Consider the following 16355-nt stretch of genomic DNA (forward strand, 5'->3'; position numbering starts at 1 on the left):
AGCGGCCCGGAGCTGCACAAAGTGGGACACCGGCGCTCTTACCAGCGGACCCCCGACCGGCGTGTCCCACAATGTGCAGATCCAGCGGCCCGGAGCTGCACGAAGTGGGACACGGGATTCGCAGAACGCCGGCGGGGTCCGCGTAGGATCGCGCGGGTGAGCTCCCGCGCGGTCACCGTCATCGTCCCCGGCTTCGACGTCGCCGAGTACGCGCTCGAAGCGCTCGACTCCCTCCGGGCGCAGACCCACGACGAGTGGACCGCCGTCCTCGTCGACGACGCGTCCACCGACGACACGCGGGAGATCTTCGCGGATGCCGCGGCGGCCGACCCGCGGTTCCGGCTCGTGCGCCATGACGTCCAGCGCGGTCTCGGTGCCGCCCGCAACAGCGGCCTCGCCCTCGTGCAGACCCCGTACCTCGGCTTCCTCGACGCGGACGACCGCCTCACTCCCACCGCCCTCGAACGTCTGACCACGACGCTGTCCGGCAGCGGCAGCGACTTCGCCGTCGGCGCGTATGTGCGCCTGCGACCGGATGCCACCGGCACGGGCTACACGCCCTCGACGGTGCAGCCGTGGGTCGCGGCCGCCACCGACCCCGCCCGGATCGCGACGGACATCGCGGCGCACCCGGTGGCATCCGGGAACATCGTCGCGTGGTCCAAGGTGAGCCGCACCGCGTTCTGGCACGCGCACGAGCTGCGCTTCCCCGAGGGGCGGTACTACGAGGACCAGATCCTCGCGCAGCGGATGTACACGCTCGCCCGGACCTTCGACGTGATCCCCGACGTGATCGTGGAGTGGCGGGAGCGGCGCGGGGGCGGGTCCATCACGCAGCGCCTGTCCGAGGTCGACGTCCTGCGGGACTACCTCGAGGCCCTGGGCGAGGGCGTCGCCGTGCTGCGCTCCGCCGGCGCGGACGAGGCCGTGCGCGCGCGGGGCGCGCTCATCCGCCGGCTGGACCTGCCGCCGCTCCTGCGGATCGCCGAGACCCATCCCGACCCGGCCTACCGGATCGCCCTCCAGGCGTTCGTCGAGACCCTGCCGGCCTGACCCGCCGGGTCCGCCCACGCCGCAGCCCGGAGCTACGGGGCCTCGTCGCCGCGGCGCGACGGCAGCGCCGGGCGGCCCGCCCCGGCCGTCGCCCGCACCTCCTCGACGAACACCTGGGTCGCGGCCAACTGCTCCGCCGCGAGGCTGGCGTACAACCCATCGGCGGCGAGGAGCTCCGCGTGCGTGCCCGACTCGACGATGCGGCCGGCATCGACGACATGGATGCGATCGGCGCCGACGACCGTCGACAGGCGGTGGGCGATCGACAGCGTCGTCCGGCCGTGCGACGCGGTCTCGAGCGCCTCCTGGACGATGCGCTCGGACACGGTGTCGAGCGCGCTGGTCGCCTCGTCGAGCAGCAGCACCGGCGGGTCCTTCAGCAGCACCCGCGCGATGGCGATGCGCTGCTTCTCGCCGCCGGAGAGCCGGTATCCGCGCTCGCCCACGACGGTGTCATACCCGGCCTCGAAGCCAGCGATCACGTGGTGGATGTTCGCCGCCCGGCAGGCCTGCTCGATCTCGTCGTCGGTGGCGTCCGGCTTGGCGTACCGCAGGTTGTCCCGCACGGTCGCGTGGAAGAGATACGTCTCCTGCGACACGATGCCGATGCTGTCGATGATGGATGCCGCCTCGAGAGTGCGCACGTCGGCGCCTGAGAACAGCACCTGCCCGCCCACCGCCTCGTACATGCGGGGCGTGAGGTAGAGGATGGTGGTCTTGCCCGCGCCCGAGGGCCCGACGAACGCGACGTGCTGTCCGGGCTCGACCGTGAAGGAGACGCCGTCGAGCGTCGCCCGCGCCTGCGGCGGCGCGTCCGGGTACCGGAAGACGACGTCCCGGAACTCCACCTTGCCGAGCGGACCCGGCGCCGCCGCGACCGTCGCCGCGTCGGGCGCGTCCGTGATGGCCGGCGTCAGGTCGAGGTACTCGAAGATGCGGGCGAAGAGGGCCGACGACGTCTGCACGTCGAGCGCGACGCGCATGAGCCCCATGAGCGGCATGAGCAGCCGGGCCTGCACGGTGGTGAAGGCCACGATGGTGCCGGCCGTGATGCCGCCCGCGCCGCCGCTGACGAGATACCCCGCCACGAAGTAGATGACGGCCGGCACGCTCGACATCAGCACCTGGACCACGGCGAAGAATCCCTGGCCGCTCATCGCCCGCCGCACCTGCAGACGCACCTGGTTGTCGTTCTCGGCGTCGAAGCGCGCCGACTCCGTGCGCTGACGGTTGAAGGACTTCGAGAGCAGGATGCCGCTCACGCTCAGGGTCTCCTGCGTGATCGCCGACAGCTCCGACAGCGACTCCTGCGTCTCCCCCGCGATGCGGGCGCGGACCTGGCCGACCCGGCGCTGCACGAAGATCAGGAACGGCATGAGCGCGACGGCGATGAGGGTCAGACGCCAGTCGATCAGGATCATGGCGACGAGCGAGGCGATGACCGTGACGGCGTTGCCGAGGATGCTCGTCACGGTGTTGGTGAGGACGCTCGACACGCCGCCGACGTCGTTCTGCAGGCGGGATTGGATGACGCCGGTCTTCGTCCGGGTGAAGAACGCGAGCTCCATCCGCTGCAGATGGTCGAACAGGCGCACCCGCAGATCGCCCGTGACCCGGTTGCCGACCGTCGCGGTGAACCACGTCTGCGCGACGTTGAGCACCGCGGAGAGCAGGAAGAGGACGATCATCGCGCTCACGAGCAGGGCGAGCAGCCGCAGGTCGGGCGCGGAGCCGTCCACCGGGAACAGCGCGTCGTCGAAGATGCGCTGGACCAGCAGCGGCGGGATGACGGCCACCGCCGCCCCGACGACGACGAGCACGGCCGTGGCGAGGATCCGCCAGCGGTAGGGCTGGAACAGCGCGACCACCCGGCGGCCCAGGTCGGGCACCCGCGGCGCCTGCGCGTTGCGACGCCGCTGGGACTCGGCGTCCACACCGCGGAACATGCTGCCGCCGACCCCGCCCATGCTCATGGGGGAAGCCTACGTCCGCCCACCGACACCGCGGCGCGCCCTGGTCGGACGCGCTCGGACGGGCCGGCACCGCCCTGTCGGGGCGGCGGGGCACGCAGTATGCTCGGGGGTTCGCGGGGGCGGCATCCAGGAATCTTCCCGATTCTGGGAATGGGCTGAACGTTCCCGGCGTTCCCCCCTTCTGCCACGCTCGTGGCGTCTCCCCCCGCACGACAAGGACCTCGCCATGGCTGCGACCGTGACCTCTCCCTCGACCTCGACGGGTGTGACGCCGGAACAGAGCCGCGTCATCTGGCTGCTGCTCACCGCCGCGTTCGTGGCGATCCTGAACGAGACGACGATGAACGTCGCGATCCCGTTCCTCATCCGCGATCTCGGCATCACCGCCGTGTCGGCCCAGTGGCTGACGACGGCGTTCATGCTGACGATGGCCGTGGTCATCCCGATCACCGGGTTCCTGCTGCGCCGGTTCACGACGCGTCAGGTGTTCATCACGGCGATGAGCCTGTTCTCCACCGGCACGCTCGTGGCGTTCCTCTCCCCCGGGTTCGAGGTGCTCGTCGGCGCTCGCGTCATCCAGGCCTCCGGCACGGCCATCATGATGCCGCTGCTGATGACCACGCTCATGACGATCGTCCCGCCGCAGCACCGCGGCCGCATGATGGGGCGCGTCAGCATCGTGATGGCCCTCGCGCCCGCGATCGGTCCGACCATGTCGGGCATCGTGCTCGAGACCCTCGGGTGGCACTGGATCTTCGGCATCGTCTTCCCCATCGCCCTCGTCGCCCTGTTCATCGGCGCCCGGTGGATCCGCAACGTCGGCGAGACCAGCGCCGCCCCGATCGACATCCCGTCCGTCATCCTCTCCGCCTTCGGCTTCGGCGGGCTCGTCTTCGGCCTGAGCCAGATCGGCGGGCACGGCGGGGAGGGGATGGATGCCGCGGCAGCCACGTCCGCGCTGCCCCTGGTCCTGGCGCTCGCAGTCGGTGTGGTCGGTCTCGCCCTCTTCGTGTGGCGTCAGCTGCGCCTGCAGCGCGCCGACAACGCCCTGCTGGACCTCCGCGTGTTCCGGTCGCGCAACTTCTCGCTGTCGGTCGCGCAGCTGGGCGTCATGTCGCTCGCCTTCTTCGGCGCGATCACGCTGCTCCCGCTGTACCTGCAGAACGTCCTCGGCCGCAGCCCGCTGGAGACGGGCCTCGCCGTGCTCCCCGGGTCCCTGGCGATGGGTCTGGCCGGACCGGTCATCGGGCGCATCTACGACCGTTTCGGGACGCAGATCCTTCTCGTCCCCGGGGCGTTCATCACGAGCGGAATGCTGTGGTTCTTCACGACCGTCGGCACCTCGACGCCGTTCGCGTTCCTCGTCGTGGCGCAGACGATCCTCATGATCGGCCTCGCCCTGTCGTTCACACCGCTGTTCACGGCGTCGCTCGGATCGCTCGAGCCGCGCTTCTACTCCTACGGTTCCGCGGTCGTCGGCACCGTGCAGCAGGTCGCGGGCGCCGCGGGCATCGCCCTGCTGGTGACCGTGATGTCGACCGTGTCCGCATCGGCGGGAAGCGGCGTGGAGGGGGATGCCGCGGGGACGCGCGTCGCCTTCCTCATCGCGGCGATCGTGTCGCTGCCGCTGATCGTCGGAGCCTTCGTCATCCGCAAGCCCGCCGACCAGGTCGGCGCACCGGCCCCCGTCGGGCACTGAGCCGGAGGGCTACGGCGCCCGTCGGGCGCTGAGCCGGAGGGCTGAGAAGCCGGGCGGGCACTGACCCGGAGGGCCATGGCCCCCGGCTCAGCGACTCGGCGGGAGTGACGCCGGAGAGACGTGTCTCAGCCGAAGGTGCAGGATCCGCCGCCGCAGCAGCGGGACGCGGCCTTTTCCGAAGCCTCGTCGTCGGTGTCGACCGGAGCCCCCAGGAGCGGCAGAAGCGTCGTGGAGGCGGTCGGAGCATCGGGCGTACTGTCACCGGACATGCGCTCCATGCTACGCCTGCGCGTGCGGCCGAGGGCCGCGGCCTTCTCCGGCTCGATCGCCCGCGCTACCGGGCGTCCGCGGCATCCGCAACCCCCGCGAAGCGCGTCATCGCTGTTCCTAGCGTGGAGTGATCCCCGCAACGAGAAGGAGTGGTTCCTCATGGCCGATCTCAACGGAAAGCGCATCGCGTTCCTGCTCACCGACGGCTTCGAAGACAGCGAGCTGACCAGCCCGTGGGAGGCCGTGACCAGCGCCGGCGCCGAGGCGGTCCTCGTCTCGCCGAGCGAGGGCTCGGTCACCGGCGAGAAGGGTCACGAGCAGAAGGTCGACCTCGCCGTCTCCCGCGCGTCGGCCGGCGACTTCGACGCCCTCGTGCTCCCCGGCGGCGTGCAGAACGCCGACGACATCCGCATCGTCACGGACGCCGTGTCCTTCGCCCGCGACTTCTTCGACCAGCACAAGCCGGTGGCGGTCATCTGCCACGGCGGCTGGATCCTCACCGAGGCCGACGTCCTGAAGGGCCGTACCCTCACGAGCTACCCGACCCTGCAGACGGACCTGCGCAACGCGGGGGCCACGTGGGTCGACGAGGAGGTCCACGTCGACCAGGGCCTCGTCTCCAGCCGCAACCCCGACGACCTGCCGGCGTTCAACGCGAAGCTCGTCGAGGAGGTCGCGGAGGGCACGCACTCCGGCCAGACCGCCTGAGTTCTCCCTCGTCGAAGCCCCGGGCCCCGGCCCGGGGCTTCCGTCTGTCCGCCGCGGGTGCCCGCCCTCTCGCGGGCGTCCGCCCGCCCCGGCACGAGCGGGGGGCCGGGGTTCGAGCGAGCCGCGGGCGCCCGTCAGCCCGGGAGCGGGACGCCGCCGGTCTGACAGCCCGGGCAGTACTGCCCGCCGCCCTTGGTCCCGGGGATGTCGAGGATCGTGCCGTCACCGTCCGGGCACGGCTCCCCCGCGCGGCCGTGGACCTGCATCGACGCGACCTTCGCCGCCTTCTGCTCGGCGATCGGGACGCCTCTCCGCGCGAGGACCGCCGCACCCATCACGTCGTGCAGAGCCGCATGCAGACGGGTGATGTCGTCCTCGGTCAGTGTAGCCGCGTGCGCCACGGGCGAGAGGCGGGCGGCGTACAGGATCTCGTCCGAGTAGGCGTTGCCGATGCCGGCGAGGGACTCCTGCTCCTGCAGGAGGGCCTTGAGCTGCTTGCGCCGCCGCCCGAGGGCGTGCGCGAGGGCCTCCCGGGAGAACGACGGCGACGCCGCGTCGGGACCGAGCTTCGCCACCGACGGGACGTCCTCGGGCGCGTCCACCACGTGCAGCTGCACCGAGAGCCATTCCCCGGCGTCCGTGATGCCGAGCGTGCCATGGTCGAAGGCGATCCGGGCGATCACGGCGGCCGTGCGGCCATCCGCCGTGACCGGCGCCTCGACCTCGCCGTCGTCGGACCAGGTGGCCCAGCCCGCGCGGCCGAAGCCGATGCCGAGGTGGGTGCCGTCGAGGTCCACGTCGATGTGCTTGCCGTGCCGCGTGAGGGCCGTCACGGTCCGGCCGACGAGCTCGTCGAGGGGACGCGGACGCGTCTTGAGGGCGCGGAACTCGGCGAGCTCGACGGAGACGACGGCGTGTCCGCGGAGGCGCTCGCGGAGGAACAGAGCGAGCGCCTCGACCTCGGGTGCCTCGGGCATGAGCGGGCCGTCAGCTCTCGGGCGGCGCGTCGGCACCCTCGGCGGATGCCGCCGGCGCGGGCCACTGCGGCTCGGCGGACGTACCGCCGGCCGGACGCCGCGTCGTCTCGGCGAAGGCGTCGGCGACCGCGCGGCCCTGGATGATCTGCGTCAGGTCGATGCCCGTGGCGGCGCGCACCGCCTCGAACGAGGAGCGGAGGCCGGTGGCGGACTCGGTCGCGAGATGCCCGCTGGCGCCCTCGCCGCCGAGGACCGTCACGGAGCCCACGCGGTCGTACCCCTTCGCGAACTCGGCCATCATCGGCACGAGGGCCTCGAGCGCGCGCTGGGCGAGCAGCGCCTCCTGGTTCTGCGACAAGGCGTCGGCCTCGGCGCGGATCGCGGACGCCCGGGCCTCACCGGCGAGACGCACTGCCTCGGCATCGGCCTCGGCGCGCACGCGCACGGCGGCGGCCTCCTGCTCGGCGATCTCCGCGCGTGCCTGCGCGGCCTTGATCTGAGAGTAGGCCTCGGCGTCGGCGTCCTTCTGGCGCTGGTAGAGGTCGGCGTCGGCGACGCGGCTGACCTCGGACTCCAGGCGCGCCTGGGTGTTCTGCGCCTCCTGCTGGAGCACCGCCTGCCGACGCTCGGCACGGGTCAGGGCCTCGGCCTGCTCGGCCTCGGCGTTGGCGCGACCGACCTCGGCCTTCGCGGCGGCGCTGTTCTTGTCGAGCTTCGTCTGCTCGATCAGGTTGGCCTCGTCGGTGGCGATCTGGCGCGCACGGATCTCGCGCACGGCATTGATCCGCGCGACCTCCGCCTCGCGCTTCACGCGCTCGACCTCCGTGGCACCGAGGGCCGAGATGTACCCGTTGGTGTCGGTGATGCCCTGGATCTGGAACGAGTCGAGGATGAGACCCTGCGACGACAGGTCGCCCTTGATGCCCTCCGCGATCTGGTCCGACAGGCGCTGCCGGTCCCGCATGAGCTCCTCGACCGTCAGCGTCGCCACGACGCCGCGCAGCGCCCCCTCGAGCTGCTCCGTCGTGAACTGCTCGATGGCCTTGTCCTGCGAGGCGAACCGCTCCGCGGCGCGGCGCACCGACTCCGGGTCGGAGCCAATCTTCACCAGCGCCACACCCGACACGTTCACCGTCACGCCGTTGGAGGACTGCGCCGTCGGCTCCATCTTGATCTGGCGGGCGCGCAGCGAGATCATCTCGCCGCGCTGCGTGAGCGGGTTGACGATGGCGCCCCCGCCGGTGATGACGGTGATGCGCGACGATCCCCCGTCGGCGGCCTTCTGGCGTTTGCCGACGATGACCAGGGCCTCATCGGCCTTGGCGACGCGGTACCACCCGCGGATGAGGGCCATCACGATCAACAGGATGACGACGATGACGACGACACCGATGCCGACGATCAGACCGATGCCTCCGAGGGCGGCGAGTTCCATGGTTCTCCTTCGACGGGCGCCACCGGGGCGACGCGGGGGGAATCCTCTCCAACCTATCTGGCGCCTGTGACACCCTGTCCAGTCCCCCGGCACAACCCGCCTCCCCGCGACGCCCCTCTCCCCCGTGACGTGGCGCAGATGTACGACCAGCGGGGTTTCGGCGTACATCTGCGGTAAGTCAGCGCCCTCCGTGACGCGGCCGTTCCTCCCTGACGTGGCACTCCCCGTGACGTGCGGGCGAACTCGTCCGCTCCGCACGCGCGCGAGGCGCGGTGCAGCGCGTACCGTTGATGTCGAGGCGGCCCGAACCGCCGAAGAAGGGTCCCCCATGAAGATCGTCTCGTCGCAGGATTGGCGGGACGCCCTCGGCTTCGACGTCCCCGTTCTCGTCGCCGATGTCGTCCCCGGTGAGCCCACGCGCTGCGTCGCGTGCGGTGCCGACAGCGAGCTGCGCCCGCGCACCGAGCTGTGGGCGGTCAAGCACCGTCACCCGAAGCACCACGGCGGCTTCGTCCGCTTCTACTGCGCGGACCACAAGCCCGCCGTCGCACCGCCGCCCGCGCCGGCGCCGGTCCCGCTCAAGGCCGCACGGTCCCGCGCCCCGCGCGCCGAGAGCCGCACGACCACCCCGAAGCCCACCCCGATCACCGACCGGCCGACGCGCGCCATGTGCCCGGACTGCTTCGTCGAGGTCTCGGCGGGCGGCGACTGCGGGATGTGCGGCGCGCAGGTCGTCTGACCCGCGTCTTTCCGACGACCGCCCCGGCGCGACAGCGTCGGGGCGGTCTGCGTCGTGCCCGGTCCGCACCACCAGGGCCACAGGGTCGAGCCGAGGTCGCCACGACGGGGTCGAGCCGGAGCCGCCCCGGCATCGAACGGGAGCCGCCCCGGCGCGATGGCGTCGGGGCGGCGGACCCGGCTCAGCGCGCGGAGATCGTCCAGCCGGCCTCGTGCGACGCACCCGGCGCCAGGACGATCAGGCCCGCGTCGTAGTCGTAGCGGTCGGCGTTGAGGGCGTCCGGGGCGCACGTCATGGGCTCGACGGCCAGACCCGCGCGGTGGCCGGGCGTGCCCGGACCGGCGGGCAGGTCGGCGGTGTGGATCTGCACCCAGGGGCACTCGCCGTCCCACGAGATCTGCACACCCGTCCCCGCCGGAGAGGTCACGACGACGGTCGCCCGGCCGTCGGCATCCCGAACCAGGTCCGTGTAGGCGTGATCGATCTCGACCGCGCCGAGCACGCGCGGCTCGCGGAAGTCGAAGCGGTCGGCGTCGGAGGCGACGGATGCCAGCCCGGTCGGCACCAGGCGGTCCGGTGTCGCCTCGAGCACGGTGTCGGCCGGGAGCGCGAGCGTCCACTCGTCGAGGGCGCCGTCGCCGGCCACGAGGTAGGGGTGCGGGCCGGTGCCCCACGGGGCGGGCGCCGCGGAGAGATTGGTCGCACGCACGGTCTGCGTCAGACCGTCGGCGCCCAGGCGGAAGGTCGTCCGCACCTCGACCCACCAGGGGTAGCCGGCCTGCGCGGGGACGGTGGCCGTCAGCGTGGCCTCGTCGTCGGTGGCATCCACGATGTCCCAGTCCGTCCACGAGAGCAGACCGTGGAGGGCGTGGCCGCGGTCCGGCTCGGTCAGCGCGAGCTGCAGCTCCTCCCCGCCGAAGCGGTGCGTGCCGTCGACGACGCGGTTCGGCCAGGGCGCGAGGGTCGTCCCCCGGTAGTTCGGCCGGAGCTCGTCGGTCGCGAACGGCACGACGAGATCGCGGCCCTCGTGCTGCAGCGAGCGCAGAGAGGCGCCGACGCTCGCGATCGCGGCTTCGTAGCCGTGGGCGCGGAGGACGACAGGGGATCCGGACAGAGCGACATCGGTCATCCCGCCATTATCTCGGGCGCAGACGACCGCATCCGACCACGGCCCGCCGGAACGGCGCAGCCGACCACGGCCCGCCGGAACAGACGAATGCCCCGACCGGGCGAGCGGTCGGGGCATTCGAGATCGTGCGGCTTACTTGAACGCGTCCTTGACGTTCTCGCCGGCCTTCTTGACGTGGGCTTCGGTCTGGTCGCCCTTGCCCTCCGCCTCGAGGCGCCCGTTGTCGGTGCCCTTGCCGAAGGCCTCCTTGGCCTTACCGGCCACGTCCTGAGCAGCGTTCTTGATCTTGTCGTCGAGTCCCATGTCGGCTCCTCCCGTTACGGTCCAGGTATCTCCCGAGGTCTTCACGGTAGGTCGGGCGTCGCCTTCCGGAGGGGGGGCTTGAATTTCGAGATGCCGTGAGGAAGAGCGATACGGTCGATCCGGGGGCGGGCGTGAGGTTCGGGGCGGATCGGACACTGCCCTCATGACGGTCCGCGCCCCCGGGCGGGCCGTGGAGGGGGACACGATGACCGGCACGGTGCACCGATGAGCCGCGACACGGCGGAGCTCGTCGCGTTCGACGACGTCTGGAACGCGCCTCCGTCCCGGGAGCACCGGCGCGGCGGCGGCCGAGGCGGGGTGATCGCGTTCCTCGTGGTCGTCCTGCTCCTGCTGCTGGGCGGAGGCGGCTACACCGCGTGGGCGCTGACGGCGCCGGTGGCATCCCCTGCCCTGTCGGTGACCGCTCCCCCGGCGCCGGTCGGCGAGCGCGTGGCCCTGGCGCTCCCCACGCAGGGAGCGGCGATGATCAGCGTGGAGGGGGCGGAGGAGTTCCTGGGTCCGGATGCCGCGGGCGTCTGGGCCGCCACCGGAGGGAACGACGTCCAGCCCCTGGCCAGCGTCACGAAGCTCGTGACCGCCCTCGTCGTCCTGGAGGCGTACCCTTTCGACGGTCCGGCCGACAACGGACCGACGCTGACGTTCGACGCGGCCGACGAGGACCTGTACGACAAGTACTACGCGATGGGGGCGACGATCGCGCCCATGCCGCGCAACAGCTCGATGACGCTGCGGAACGCGCTCACCGCCATGCTCGTCCCGTCGGCCAGCAATTATGCCGAGGCGGTCGCGACCTGGGCGTTCGGTTCGACGGGCTCCTTCGCGGCCCGGGCTCAGGACTGGCTCGCCCGCAACGGCCTCCGCGACACCGTCGTCGTCGAGCCGACCGGCAACAGCGCCCGCAACGTCAGCACGCCGTCGGACCTCCTCGCGCTGGCGCGGATCGCCGCGGCTCAGCAGACCGTCGCCTCGATCGTCGCCAAGCCCGTCGCGCAGGCGGGCGCGGCGGGCCGTGTCGTCAACACCAACGGCCTCCTCGGCAGCTACGGCGTCACCGGGCTGAAGACGGGCAACCTCGGACCCGGCACCCACCTGCTGGTCTACCGGGCGATGCTCGACGTGGGCGTCGGCGCGCCCCTGACCATCACCGGGGTCACCACCGGGGCCGAGAGCCGCGACTCGCTCACCGCCTCCGTGGCATCCCTGCTCGGGAGCATCCAAGCGGGCTTCCACGAGGTGACCGTCGCCGAGGTCGGCCGGTCGCTCGGCACCGTCACGACGCCCTGGGGATCGGATGCCGACATCGTCATCGGCCGGTCCGCGTCGATCCTGACCTGGTCGGACACCCCCGTCGAGGTCGTGCTCGACTACCGGGACCCGGTGGAGTACGCCGACGGCGAGGTGATCGGGACGCTCACCTGGACGGCGGGACCGGAGACCGCCACCGCCGACGTGCAGATCTCAGGGGCGATCGAGCCGCCCACGGCGCTGTGGCGCCTCACGCATCCGGAAGCGCTCGGCTAGCCGCGGCGGGCGGCGCGCTTCGCGCCGTCGGCGCCGAACCGGGCGGCGCGGGTCACACCGTCGGCGCCGCACGTCGCACCGTCGGCGCGCGTCATACCGTCGGGAGGTCCGCGTGGGCGACGACCGTCCGCGCGGTGTCGCGCAGCTCCATCCGCACGGCGTCCTCACGCAGCACCGCCGCGTTCATGCGGCACACGATGGGGACCTCCGAGCCGAGGATCTCCCCAGCGGAGAACTCGCCGCCGTCCGCGCCGACGAAGACGAGCTCGTAAGTCGCCCCGACCGTCAGCCCCTCCGCCTCCAGGTAGGCCTCGGTGCCCCACGTGTGGGCGACGACATCGGCGTCCACGACGATCCCGCCGGCGTCCTCGCTCACCTCGACGGCCTCGACCGCGCCGAGCGTCCCGGGCGGCCCGGCCGGCACGGGTGACAGAACCCCCGGCCCCGTCAGCCCCACGACGAGTCCGACGGCGAGGCAGGCGGCGGCGACCGCGGGCAGCATCCACCGGCGACGCGGTCGGGAGCCGGCGGCATCCCGTGCCGAGAGCACGCCCTCCTCCCGGGCGAGGGAGGCCTCGATGCGGGCGCCGAGGTCGCCGGTGTCGCGCGGGGTGGTCCAGGTGAGATCCCCCTGTCGGAGGCGGCGTGTGAGGGCGTCGAGCTCCGCGAACTCACGGGCGCGGGCCGGATCGGCGCGACGGAGGTCCTCGAACTCGGCGGCCTCCCTCTCGCTCAGCTCGCCGGCGAGGGCGGCGGCGGCGAGGTCGGCCCAGCGGTCATCGGGGGTGCGCATCTGACCCCTCCGTTCCTTCGAGATGCGTGCGGAGCGCGCGGAGCGCGTGAAAGGTCCGAGTGCGCCAGGTCGCGGCGGGGACGCCGGTGGCATCCGAGAGCTCCTGGTACGTGCGGCCGTGGAGGTGGACGGCGACGACGGCCGTCCGATGCGCCTCGCTGAGGACGGCGAGGGACTCCAGCATGCGCAGCCGCTCGAGCGGGTCGACGGCGTCGGCCGCGCGGCTCTCCAGCTCGGCGTCGTCGCCGATGATCGGCATCCGGGCCCGGGCGCGCATCGCGTCGACGATGACGTTGCGCGCGATCGCGAAGAGCCACGTCCGTTCGGACGCCTGCGCCGGGTCGAAGCGGGAGCGCGCCCGCCAGGCGCGCAGGAACGTCTCCTGCACGCAGTCCTCCGCGAGCGGGCGGTCGCGGAGGGCGTTCACCGCGTAGCCGAGCAGGGCCGCACCGTTCTCGTCGAACGCGCGGCGCACGTCGAACTCGCGCGTGCTCCCGCGGCGGGCGTGCATGCGGCTCTCCTCGCGTCTCGCGGCCGACCCCGTCATCCCCGTCGCCCTTTCCGAGGCTATCGGCCGCCGGGCGACGGCCTCACGAGGGGATACGTCGGCGGGGGCGCACGCGTTCATCGAGAAGTTTCGCGATGTCGATGAACGCTGGGCCTCCTGTCGACGTAGACCCTGCAACCGGACGACGAGCGTCCCGATCGAAAGGCACGACGATGACGAAGAAGACGTACGCCCGCCCCCTCACAATCGGCGCTCTCGCCGGTGCGGCGATGCTCGCCGTCGGGGTCGCTCCCGCCCACGCCGAGACGGAGGTCGCCGAGCCGTCCGAGTTCACCAGCGCCTTCACGGTGATGGCGACCCCCGACCAGGTCATCAACAACGACGGCGTCGCGACGCCGGGCGAGAGCGGGGCGACGGGGACGTTCACGTTCCGCATCAACTCCGACGAGGAGATCATCTGCTACGACATCCGTCTGGAGGGCGTCAGCGGCGACTACCAGAGCCCGGCCAAGACGGCGACGCACATCCACGAGGCGGCGGCCGGACAGCCCGGTCCCCCGCGCATCGCGTTCCCGAACCCCGCTCCCGTGGGCGACGGTCCGCGCACGTCGTCGGGCTGCCTGCAGGGCCCCTTCACCACGGGCGTCCAGGCCAACGGCGTCGACACGGGCGAGGGCTTCTCGCTCGCCGAAATCGAGGCGGACCCCGCCGGTTTCACCGGTGACTCCCACACGACGGCGTTCCCCGCGGGCGTCGTCCGCGGTCAGCTGAGCGCCATCCCCGTCGGCGGTGTGGACACCGGCGCCGGCGGCTCCGCCGGAGGACAGATGGATGCCGTCGGCCTGACCGCCGCCGCGGGCGTCGTCGGACTGTCGGTCGCGACCGCGCTGCTTCTCAACCGCCGCCGTCCCTCCGCGACGCGGTGACGATGCCACGGCGCGGTGTGCAGCGGTCCGCTTTTGGGGGGCGGCCGCCGCGCACCGCGTTCGTGCTCGCGCTGGCGGCCGTCTGGGCGTGCGCGGGGTGCGCCGGGTCGACCGCACCCGACGCAGCGCCGTCGCCGGCGGCTGAGGCGCCGGTGGCATCCCCCTTTCCTTCCTCCTCGCCGGCGGTCCCGCCCGCGGAGCCCACTCCCCCCGCGGCCGCCGAGCCGACGAGCGTCGCGATCCCGGCCCTCGGTCTGGACGAGCCGCTCATCCCGCTGGGCATCGCCGCGGACGGCGGCATGGAGGTGCCCGTCGACTACGACGAGGTCGGCTGGTTCACCGGCGGCGGTCGGCCCGGCGGCACCGGCCCCACCGTCATCGCGGCGCACGTCGACTCGCCCACCGGTCCGGCCGTGTTCCAGCGGCTGAAGGAACTGGTCGTCGGCGATGTCGTCGAGGTCCGGGATGCCACCGGTACCCTGCACACGTACCGGGTGACCGAGACGGCGGACTACCCCAAAGCCGCCTTCCCGACGGCGCGGGTGTTCGGCGCGACCGCGCAGGACGAGCTGCGCGTCATCACGTGCGGCGGGATCTTCGACCGCGAGGCCGGGTCGTACGTCGACAACCGGGTGGTCTACGCAGTGCGGGTGTGAACGGGGGTCCGGGCGGGGTCTCCTCCTCCCGATAAACGCTCCCTGCACTGATGAACGCAGGGTGCGCGCGTTTATAAGTGCAGGGAGCGTTTATCGGGGACTGTTCCCGCCGGCGGGACGGCGGCACGCGAGCGGCGCTGACTCAAGGCGTCGGGTACGACGGGAAGGTGCACGTCGGCGCAGTGCCCGCGGAGGGGGCGTCCGTCACGGTCACGCCGGGACCGGACGTCGGCAACGCCGCACCGCCGAACGTCGCACCCGCCGTGGTGATGTCGGCGTACGCCGCGTCGACACGGGCCGTGTCCACAGACGTGTCCGCGACGGTCACCCCGAGGGGGTGCGCGGCGTCGAGCCCCCTCAACGTCGACGTCGCACTCGGCGGCGAGTCGGACGAACGGAACCCGTCGATGGTGATGTCGGTGAACTGCGGTGTGGCGGAGCCCGTGCCGCTCGCATAGTCCGCGTCGATGTCGATGGGCGCCTTCACGGCATCCGCGCACACGTTCCGGTAGGTGATGTCCGTCACGAGACCGCCGGCCGTGGCCGAGCTCTTGATGCGGATGGCCGCCGACGCGACGCTTGCGGCGCCGTCGGCGTCCGTGCCGCTGACCATGTCGTCGGCGACGAGCACGTCGCTCACTCCGGCGGTCGTCTCGCTGCCGATGGAGATGCCGTGCGTGCCGAAGAAGTGGTCGTCGATGATCGAGATGTGCGCCGACGGGCTGCTGCCCCCTTTGATGGCGATGCCGTCGTCGCCGTCCATGATCCACGAGTGGGCGACCGTCACGTCCGTCGCGCCGGCCGGGTCGATCCCGTCGGTATTGCGCGCCGTCGCGGGCGTGCGGATGCGGACGCCCCAGACGGTCAGCCCGTCACCGTCCTGGAACGACACGTGGAAGCCCGCGGCATCCATGAGGTCGATGTCGTGCAGGGTGATGTCGTCGACGTGCCGTGCCTGCACGAGGCGCGGGACGTTCTGCGACCCGCCGCTCTTGGCCGCCGCCGACAGGTCCCACCAGCTCTGCCCGGAGCCGAGCATCGTCGCGCCGCCCCGGCCGTCGATCCGGCCGCGTGATCCGTCGGCGGCGTCCGGTTTCGAGGCCAGCCCGGCGTGCGAGCCGGCCAGTGTCAGGAACGGCCGGCATCCATCGCCCGAGCCGCCGATGGTCCCGCACGCGGGGTGCCCGTCGATCTGGTAGTCGGCCGGGTTCCGCGAGGCGGACAGCGTCACACCGGGATCGACGACGAGAACCTCCCCCTCTCGGACGGTGAGCGGTCCGCTGAGGAAGTCGGACGAGGAACCGGATGCCGCGAGCTCGACGGCCACGACCGCGCCGTCACCCTGCGCGCACGAGTCGAGCGCTTGCTGCAGCCGCACCGTGTCGGGCGGGTCGTGCTCCTGGTCGTCCGTGCCCTCGCCGTTCGCGAGGGTCAGCTGGGCCGGCACGGTCGCGCACGTCTCGGACGGGGCGGCCGGCTCCGACACGTCGCGGCGATCGCCGGTGGCCGTCCCACCCGGCGGCACCGGCGCGGCGCACCCCGTGAGGACGAGGACGCCGCCGAGGAGGACGACCGTGACAAGACGCAGACGCACGCGAGGATCGTGACTCCGGCGTCTATGCGCGCACCCTGCGAACGCCCTCG

The 16355-nt window shown here is 72.4% G+C and carries 15 protein-coding genes; 7 read left to right on the top strand and 8 right to left on the bottom strand.

The genetic code is table 11. From position 1 onward, the window contains the following. Window positions 1–156: 156 nt before the first annotated feature. Window positions 157–1053 carry a glycosyltransferase family 2 protein gene (locus ACO03V_RS04950; protein WP_423136823.1) on the top strand — a complete coding sequence of 299 codons (897 nt, stop codon included), beginning with the start codon at window positions 157–159 and terminating at the stop codon, window positions 1051–1053. Window positions 1054–1085: 32 nt separating this feature from the next. Here the strand turns inward: ACO03V_RS04950 and ACO03V_RS04955 are convergent, their stop codons facing one another. Continuing rightward, complete coding sequence (locus ACO03V_RS04955) at window positions 1086–3020, bottom strand: ABC transporter ATP-binding protein (RefSeq protein WP_423137122.1); 1935 nt, start codon at window positions 3018–3020, stop codon at window positions 1086–1088. Window positions 3021–3252: 232 nt separating this feature from the next. Here ACO03V_RS04955 and ACO03V_RS04960 point away from each other — a divergent pair, with 232 nt between their 5' ends. After that, a complete protein-coding gene (locus ACO03V_RS04960) occupies window positions 3253–4725 on the top strand; it encodes an MDR family MFS transporter (RefSeq protein WP_423136824.1) in 1473 nt (490 codons plus the stop codon). A gap of 429 nt (window positions 4726–5154) precedes the next feature. Continuing rightward, on the top strand, window positions 5155–5703 hold the full coding sequence (locus tag ACO03V_RS04965) for a type 1 glutamine amidotransferase domain-containing protein (protein ID WP_423136825.1): 549 nt from the start codon (window positions 5155–5157) through the stop codon (window positions 5701–5703). A gap of 134 nt (window positions 5704–5837) precedes the next feature. On the opposite strand, the gene ACO03V_RS04970 is transcribed toward ACO03V_RS04965, so the two are convergent. Further along, complete coding sequence (locus tag ACO03V_RS04970; protein ID WP_423136826.1) at window positions 5838–6680, bottom strand: DNA-formamidopyrimidine glycosylase family protein; 843 nt, start codon at window positions 6678–6680, stop codon at window positions 5838–5840. A 10-nt stretch (window positions 6681–6690) separates the two neighbouring features. Further along, a complete protein-coding gene (locus ACO03V_RS04975; RefSeq protein ID WP_423136827.1) occupies window positions 6691–8115 on the bottom strand; it encodes an SPFH domain-containing protein in 1425 nt (474 codons plus the stop codon). Window positions 8116–8443: 328 nt separating this feature from the next. Here ACO03V_RS04975 and ACO03V_RS04980 point away from each other — a divergent pair, with 328 nt between their 5' ends. Beyond that, complete coding sequence (locus ACO03V_RS04980; protein WP_367726431.1) at window positions 8444–8854, top strand: glucose-6-phosphate dehydrogenase; 411 nt, start codon at window positions 8444–8446, stop codon at window positions 8852–8854. Between the two features lie 181 nt (window positions 8855–9035). On the opposite strand, the gene ACO03V_RS04985 is transcribed toward ACO03V_RS04980, so the two are convergent. Together ACO03V_RS04985 and ACO03V_RS04990 are read right to left on the bottom strand one after the other, a co-directional pair. Next, window positions 9036–9983: an aldose 1-epimerase family protein gene (locus ACO03V_RS04985; protein ID WP_423136828.1), complete on the bottom strand. Its 948-nt coding sequence runs from the start codon at window positions 9981–9983 to the stop codon at window positions 9036–9038. A 132-nt stretch (window positions 9984–10115) separates the two neighbouring features. Beyond that, window positions 10116–10286 (bottom strand): CsbD family protein, encoded by a 171-nt coding sequence (locus ACO03V_RS04990; RefSeq protein ID WP_423136829.1) that lies wholly within the window; start codon window positions 10284–10286, stop codon window positions 10116–10118. Between the two features lie 225 nt (window positions 10287–10511). Here ACO03V_RS04990 and ACO03V_RS04995 point away from each other — a divergent pair, with 225 nt between their 5' ends. Continuing rightward, on the top strand, window positions 10512–11828 hold the full coding sequence (locus tag ACO03V_RS04995; RefSeq protein WP_423136830.1) for a D-alanyl-D-alanine carboxypeptidase family protein: 1317 nt from the start codon (window positions 10512–10514) through the stop codon (window positions 11826–11828). A gap of 91 nt (window positions 11829–11919) precedes the next feature. Here ACO03V_RS04995 and ACO03V_RS05000 read toward each other — a convergent pair whose 3' ends face one another. After that, on the bottom strand, window positions 11920–12621 hold the full coding sequence (locus ACO03V_RS05000; protein WP_423136831.1) for a hypothetical protein: 702 nt from the start codon (window positions 12619–12621) through the stop codon (window positions 11920–11922). Further along, window positions 12605–13132 carry a sigma-70 family RNA polymerase sigma factor gene (locus tag ACO03V_RS05005; protein WP_367726426.1) on the bottom strand — a complete coding sequence of 176 codons (528 nt, stop codon included), beginning with the start codon at window positions 13130–13132 and terminating at the stop codon, window positions 12605–12607. Before ACO03V_RS05005 ends, ACO03V_RS05000 begins: the two co-directional genes overlap by 17 nt. Window positions 13133–13341: 209 nt before the next feature. Between ACO03V_RS05005 and ACO03V_RS05010 the strand changes: the two genes are divergently transcribed. Both ACO03V_RS05010 and ACO03V_RS05015 read left to right on the top strand, forming a co-directional pair. Continuing rightward, on the top strand, window positions 13342–14055 hold the full coding sequence (locus ACO03V_RS05010) for a CHRD domain-containing protein (RefSeq protein WP_423136832.1): 714 nt from the start codon (window positions 13342–13344) through the stop codon (window positions 14053–14055). 2 nt (window positions 14056–14057) lie between these two features. Beyond that, complete coding sequence (locus ACO03V_RS05015) at window positions 14058–14711, top strand: class F sortase (RefSeq protein WP_423136833.1); 654 nt, start codon at window positions 14058–14060, stop codon at window positions 14709–14711. A 142-nt stretch (window positions 14712–14853) separates the two neighbouring features. On the opposite strand, the gene ACO03V_RS05020 is transcribed toward ACO03V_RS05015, so the two are convergent. Continuing rightward, on the bottom strand, window positions 14854–16305 hold the full coding sequence (locus ACO03V_RS05020; RefSeq protein WP_423136834.1) for a glycoside hydrolase family 28 protein: 1452 nt from the start codon (window positions 16303–16305) through the stop codon (window positions 14854–14856). Between the last annotated feature and the right edge of the window lie 50 nt (window positions 16306–16355).

Source organism: Microbacterium sp. HMH0099, assembly GCF_049384025.1.
Classification (GTDB): domain Bacteria; phylum Actinomycetota; class Actinomycetes; order Actinomycetales; family Microbacteriaceae; genus Microbacterium.

What these genes read in the sequence shown, in the direction of transcription:
- ACO03V_RS04955 (WP_423137122.1), bottom strand. Translation starts at nt 3,020, where the DNA reads ATGGGCGGGGTCGGCGGCAGCATGTTCCGCGGTGTGGACGCCGAGTCC.
- ACO03V_RS04960 (WP_423136824.1), top strand. Translation starts at nt 3,253, where the DNA reads ATGGCTGCGACCGTGACCTCTCCCTCGACCTCGACGGGTGTGACGCCG.
- ACO03V_RS04965 (WP_423136825.1), top strand. Translation starts at nt 5,155, where the DNA reads ATGGCCGATCTCAACGGAAAGCGCATCGCGTTCCTGCTCACCGACGGC.
- ACO03V_RS04970 (WP_423136826.1), bottom strand. Translation starts at nt 6,680, where the DNA reads ATGCCCGAGGCACCCGAGGTCGAGGCGCTCGCTCTGTTCCTCCGCGAG.
- ACO03V_RS04975 (WP_423136827.1), bottom strand. Translation starts at nt 8,115, where the DNA reads ATGGAACTCGCCGCCCTCGGAGGCATCGGTCTGATCGTCGGCATCGGT.
- ACO03V_RS04980 (WP_367726431.1), top strand. Translation starts at nt 8,444, where the DNA reads ATGAAGATCGTCTCGTCGCAGGATTGGCGGGACGCCCTCGGCTTCGAC.
- ACO03V_RS04985 (WP_423136828.1), bottom strand. Translation starts at nt 9,983, where the DNA reads ATGACCGATGTCGCTCTGTCCGGATCCCCTGTCGTCCTCCGCGCCCAC.
- ACO03V_RS04990 (WP_423136829.1), bottom strand. Translation starts at nt 10,286, where the DNA reads ATGGGACTCGACGACAAGATCAAGAACGCTGCTCAGGACGTGGCCGGT.
- ACO03V_RS04995 (WP_423136830.1), top strand. Translation starts at nt 10,512, where the DNA reads ATGAGCCGCGACACGGCGGAGCTCGTCGCGTTCGACGACGTCTGGAAC.
- ACO03V_RS05000 (WP_423136831.1), bottom strand. Translation starts at nt 12,621, where the DNA reads ATGCGCACCCCCGATGACCGCTGGGCCGACCTCGCCGCCGCCGCCCTC.
- ACO03V_RS05005 (WP_367726426.1), bottom strand. Translation starts at nt 13,132, where the DNA reads ATGCACGCCCGCCGCGGGAGCACGCGCGAGTTCGACGTGCGCCGCGCG.
- ACO03V_RS05010 (WP_423136832.1), top strand. Translation starts at nt 13,342, where the DNA reads ATGACGAAGAAGACGTACGCCCGCCCCCTCACAATCGGCGCTCTCGCC.
- ACO03V_RS05015 (WP_423136833.1), top strand. Translation starts at nt 14,058, where the DNA reads ATGCCACGGCGCGGTGTGCAGCGGTCCGCTTTTGGGGGGCGGCCGCCG.